The following is a 4,058-nucleotide window of genomic DNA, read 5'->3' as shown; positions in this document are numbered from 1 at the left end:
TTCCAGGGCCCCGACGGAATCGTCACGGACCCGGACSTGTTCGAGCAGGCGGGCCCAGGTGCCGTCCGCTTCCCAGCGGGCGAACCGTTCATAGACCGTCTGCCACGGCCCGTAGCGTTCAGGCAGGTCACGCCACGGGGCACCGGTCCGCAACCGCCACAGCACCCCGTTGATCACCTGCCGGTGATCCCGCCATGGCCGCCCACGACCATCCACACCAGGCAACAGCGGGGCTACCCGCTCCCACGCCGCATCCGTCAGCTCACCACGACCCACCACAAGATCAATTATCAGACAGGCCCTAGCCCCGGCAGGGACGAGTCGGCGTGGCTTGACCGATCTGGGGCTGCTGGAGCCTAGGGTCCCGGATCTTGACGGAAGAGGGAAAGTCGGGGCTGTTTCTGCGGGTGCGGCGAGGACGTAGAAATGGGCAGTGCCTTCGTTCAGGGCCACGCCGCCGTTGCAGCCGCCGCCCTGCGTGCGGTTGAGGAACTACGCCTGCTGCCGCACCAGCTGATGTCGCTGGGGTACGGTCCGGAGCGGTCGGTGGTGCAGACGGCCGTCGAGGAGGCGGGCTGGGGACGCTGCACCAGGTGCCCGTACGTCGGGCCTTCGGCTTCCCACACCTGCACCGCCAACGCCCCGTCTGCCGATCAGTCCCTCGCCTCACCGGCCCCCACCACAGCGTCGCCGGCCGACTCGGGGATTGCCCAGGACCGACGGTTGCCGGGGCCGGACGACTCGACGTGGGAGGCAGTGCCGCTGCATCTCTGCCAGCAGCTCCGGGTGCCGGCGCAAGAACTGGTGTCACCCGCGCGGGGGGCACTGGCGGCACCGAAGAACCGGGCCGTGCTGCGCGCGGTCCGGGCGGCCAGCCAGATGCGGATGACCGGCGCGCACTGGACCCTGCTGCTCACCACCGACCGGGAAATTTTCGGCGGCCCGCGCAGCCGGCGTGCCCAGCGGCTGTACGCGGTATTGGAGGAGGTGGCGGCTCTGCATGCGCCGCCCGCCAGGGAGCAGGGCGCTGGCTTGGCTGTAAGGAGCGAAGGCGTGGCTCAGACGATGGAACCAACCTGACGGCACAATTCGGCGATCGTTACGCCGCCCGCGTGGTCCGGCTCACTCACCGGCTGACCTACGTACACGCATCGGCAACCCATCTAGCACAAGATGAGCCTCACAGTAGAGAGCGTCAGCACCTACTGTGAGGCTCGTCACGTATATATCGGTCACAGTTGAACAAAGGCGAGCGATCTGGGCGCGTTCTCTGTTCATCGACCCGCGCAGAGCCCTCCGCCCGCCCGACCCTCGCAATCTTGGCCCGCACATGGCCCGGAAATACTGATCAGGGGGCGAGAACCCCCCGAAACAAGGTGAGACAGGCCCAGTATGTCCGGTTCCTGCGGCGGGCCTTGTTCGAATACGGAGAAAGCCCCTCCCGGCCTGCATTAGCGCAGGTCAGGAGGGGCTTTCCCACCCTGTGGCGGCGCCAGGATTCGAACCTGGGAAGGCTGAGCCGGCAGATTTACAGTCTGCTCCCTTTGGCCGCTCGGGCACACCGCCTGGGATTGCTGCCCGATGCCCGCCCTGGGGCGGTGCGCCGTGGCAACGGTGTAAACCATACCCGATGGCCGGGGGTGGTTCGCCACCCGGTTCTTCCGGCGTCGGTGGCCCGCGCGGCGCCGCCGAGGAGAGCGCCGGAGGCCGGTCGCGGGTGGCTAGGCTTTGCGCAGGGCTGCCGCCTCGGCGCGGCCGCCGTTTTTCTGCCGGATCTATGTACGAGGAGCCAACTCACCATGGCCGACTCCAGTTTCGACATCGTCTCGAAGGTCGAGCGGCAGGAGGTCGACAACGCGCTGAACCAGGCCGCGAAGGAGATCTCCCAGCGGTACGACTTCAAGGGTGTGGACGCTTCGATCGCGTGGTCGGGCGAGCGGATCGAGATGCGGGCGAACTCCAAGGAGCGGGTCGAGGCCGTGCTCGACATCTTCCAGTCCAAGCTGGTCAAGCGCGGCATCTCGCTCAAGGCGCTCGACACCGGCGACCCGCAGGCCTCCGGCAAGGAGTACCGCATCGGCGCGTCCCTCCAGGAGGGGATCTCCCAGGACAACGCGAAGAAGGTCGCGAAGGTCATCCGGGACGAGGGGCCCAAGGGCGTCAAGGCGCAGGTGCAGGGCGAGGAGCTCCGGGTGACCTCGAAGAGCCGCGACAGCCTGCAGGAGGTCATCACGCTGCTGAAGGGCAAGGACTTCGACTTCGCGCTGCAGTTCGTGAACTACCGCTGAGCGGAGCCGCTGCCCTGCGTGAGGGGCCGGCCGCCGCAGCCCGGATCCGTCCGGACGGCAGCGGCCGGCCCCTCACTCCTGGCACACCCGCCCGACACGGGATCTCCTGGCTCGCCCGCCCGGCACGGGCGCGCCCGTACCGGGCAGACTCGCGCCGTACCCGCACGGGCTCGCGCCGTACCGGCGGCACAGGCTCACGCCCTACCGGGCCTCACCAGCGGTAGTGCGGGTAGGCCGCCTGGGTGCCCGTGGGGACGATCTCGCGGCCGAGGGGCATCAGCGAGATCGGCACCATCTTGAAGTGGGCCAGGCCGAACGGGATGCCGATGATGGTCAGGCACAGTCCCACGCCGAGCGTGATGTGGCCGAGGGTGAGCCAGATTCCGGCGAAGATGAGCCAGATGATGTTGCCGATCCCGGAGGCCGCGCCGGCGTCGTGCCGCTGTACGGCTGTTCTGCCGAACGGCCACAGCGCGTACGCGGCGATGCGGAAACACGCCAGCCCCCACGGGATGGTGATGACGAGCACGCAGCAGAGGGCACCGGCGAGCAGATAGCCGAGGGCCATCCACAGTCCGGAGAAGATCAGCCAGATGAGGTTGAGAAGGGTCTTCACCCTCGCCAGCCTGCCATCTTCTCCAGCCGTGCGACACGTTCGGCCATGGGGGGATGTGTGGAGAACAGCTTCGTCATGCCGCCCTCGCCTCTGCGGAACGGGTTGGCGATCATCATGTGGCTCGCGGTCTCCAGCCGGGGCTCCGGCGGCAGCGGGAGCTGCGCCGTACCGGCCTCCAGCTTGCGCAGCGCGGAGGCGAGCGCCAAGGGGTCACCGGTGAGCTGGGCGCCCGAGGCGTCCGCCTCGTACTCGCGGGAGCGGGAGACGGCGAGCTGGATGAGGGAGGCGGCGACCGGGCCGAGCAGCATGATCAGCAGCATGCCGACCAGCCCGGGCCCCTCGTCGTCGTCGGAGCGGCCCAGGGGGATCAGCCAGGCGAAGTTCACCAGGAAAAGCACCACGGAGGCGAGGGCCCCGGCGACGGACGAGATGAGGATGTCCCGGTTGTAGACGTGGCTGAGCTCGTGGCCGATGACGCCGCGCAGCTCCCGCTCGTCCAAAAGGCGCAGGATGCCGTCCGTGCAGCACACCGCGGCGTTGCGCGGGTTGCGGCCGGTCGCGAAGGCGTTCGGCGCCTGGGTGGGCGAGAGGTAGAGCCGCGGCATGGGCTGCCGCGCGGCCGTCGACAGCTCGCGGACCATGCGGTAGAGCTGCGGGGCCTCGAACTCGCTGACCGGGCGGGCGCGCATGGCACGCAGCGCCAGCTTGTCGCTGTTCCAGTACGCGTACGCGTTCGTACCCAGCGCGATCAGCAGGGCGATCAGCAGGCCCGTCGTGCCGAAGAAGCTCCCGATGACGACGATGAGAGCGGACAGTCCTCCGAGGAGCAGAGCTGTCCTCAGCCCGTTGTGCCGGCGGTGCACGGTACGCCCTCCAGATGGTGCTGCGGGGCCCCGAGCCGGGCGGACCTTCCGCCTTCGACGGCCCCGTCCTGTGGACCCTCCCTTTCCCGTCAACGGAGAGCGCACGTTCTCGGTTCCCCGGCGGCCGACGCGGTCCCGCTACCCCTTCGGGGGGCGCCGGAGGGGGGTGCGGGTCGCCCGCCCCCCCCCCCCCCCCCCCCCCCCCCCCCCCCCCCCCCCCCCCCCCCCCCCCCCCCCCCCCCCCCCCCCCCCCCCCCTCTCCGTTGACGGGAAAGGGAGGGTCCACAGGAC

At 69.7% G+C, this 4,058-nt stretch carries 5 protein-coding genes and 1 tRNA gene; 2 read left to right on the top strand and 4 right to left on the bottom strand.

Annotated elements, in window-relative coordinates; genetic code table 11:
* Positions 1-276 (bottom strand): IS5 family transposase (locus AB8Z75_RS31275; RefSeq protein ID WP_369207924.1); only part of this gene is annotated, 276 nt, incomplete at its 3' end.
* Between the two features lie 150 nt (positions 277-426).
* Here AB8Z75_RS31275 and AB8Z75_RS31270 point away from each other — a divergent pair.
* The gene (locus AB8Z75_RS31270; protein ID WP_369207922.1) at positions 427-1,080 is read left to right on the top strand and encodes a hypothetical protein; all 654 of its coding nucleotides are present in this window, start codon (positions 427-429) and stop codon (positions 1,078-1,080) included.
* A gap of 404 nt (positions 1,081-1,484) precedes the next feature.
* Here the strand turns inward: AB8Z75_RS31270 and AB8Z75_RS31265 are convergent.
* A tRNA-Tyr gene (locus AB8Z75_RS31265) sits at positions 1,485-1,566 on the bottom strand.
* A gap of 233 nt (positions 1,567-1,799) precedes the next feature.
* On the opposite strand from AB8Z75_RS31265, the gene AB8Z75_RS31260 reads away from it, so the two are divergent.
* Entirely contained in the window at positions 1,800-2,288 is a 489-nt protein-coding gene (locus AB8Z75_RS31260; RefSeq protein ID WP_242753318.1) for a YajQ family cyclic di-GMP-binding protein, read from the top strand.
* A 211-nt stretch (positions 2,289-2,499) separates the two neighbouring features.
* Here AB8Z75_RS31260 and AB8Z75_RS31255 read toward each other — a convergent pair whose 3' ends face one another.
* Positions 2,500-2,904 carry a YccF domain-containing protein gene (locus AB8Z75_RS31255; RefSeq protein WP_369207920.1) on the bottom strand — a complete coding sequence of 135 codons (405 nt, stop codon included), beginning with the start codon at positions 2,902-2,904 and terminating at the stop codon, positions 2,500-2,502.
* Positions 2,901-3,767, bottom strand: a complete 867-nt coding sequence (htpX, locus tag AB8Z75_RS31250; RefSeq protein ID WP_369207918.1) for a zinc metalloprotease HtpX — start codon at positions 3,765-3,767, stop codon at positions 2,901-2,903. Before htpX ends, AB8Z75_RS31255 begins: the two co-directional genes overlap by 4 nt.
* Positions 3,768-4,058 lie beyond the last annotated feature (291 nt).

Origin of the sequence: Streptomyces sp. PU-14G (assembly GCF_041028275.1) — a bacterium.
In the GTDB taxonomy this organism is placed as follows: domain Bacteria; phylum Actinomycetota; class Actinomycetes; order Streptomycetales; family Streptomycetaceae; genus Streptomyces.
This window is presented reverse-complemented; position numbering and strand designations above follow the sequence as displayed.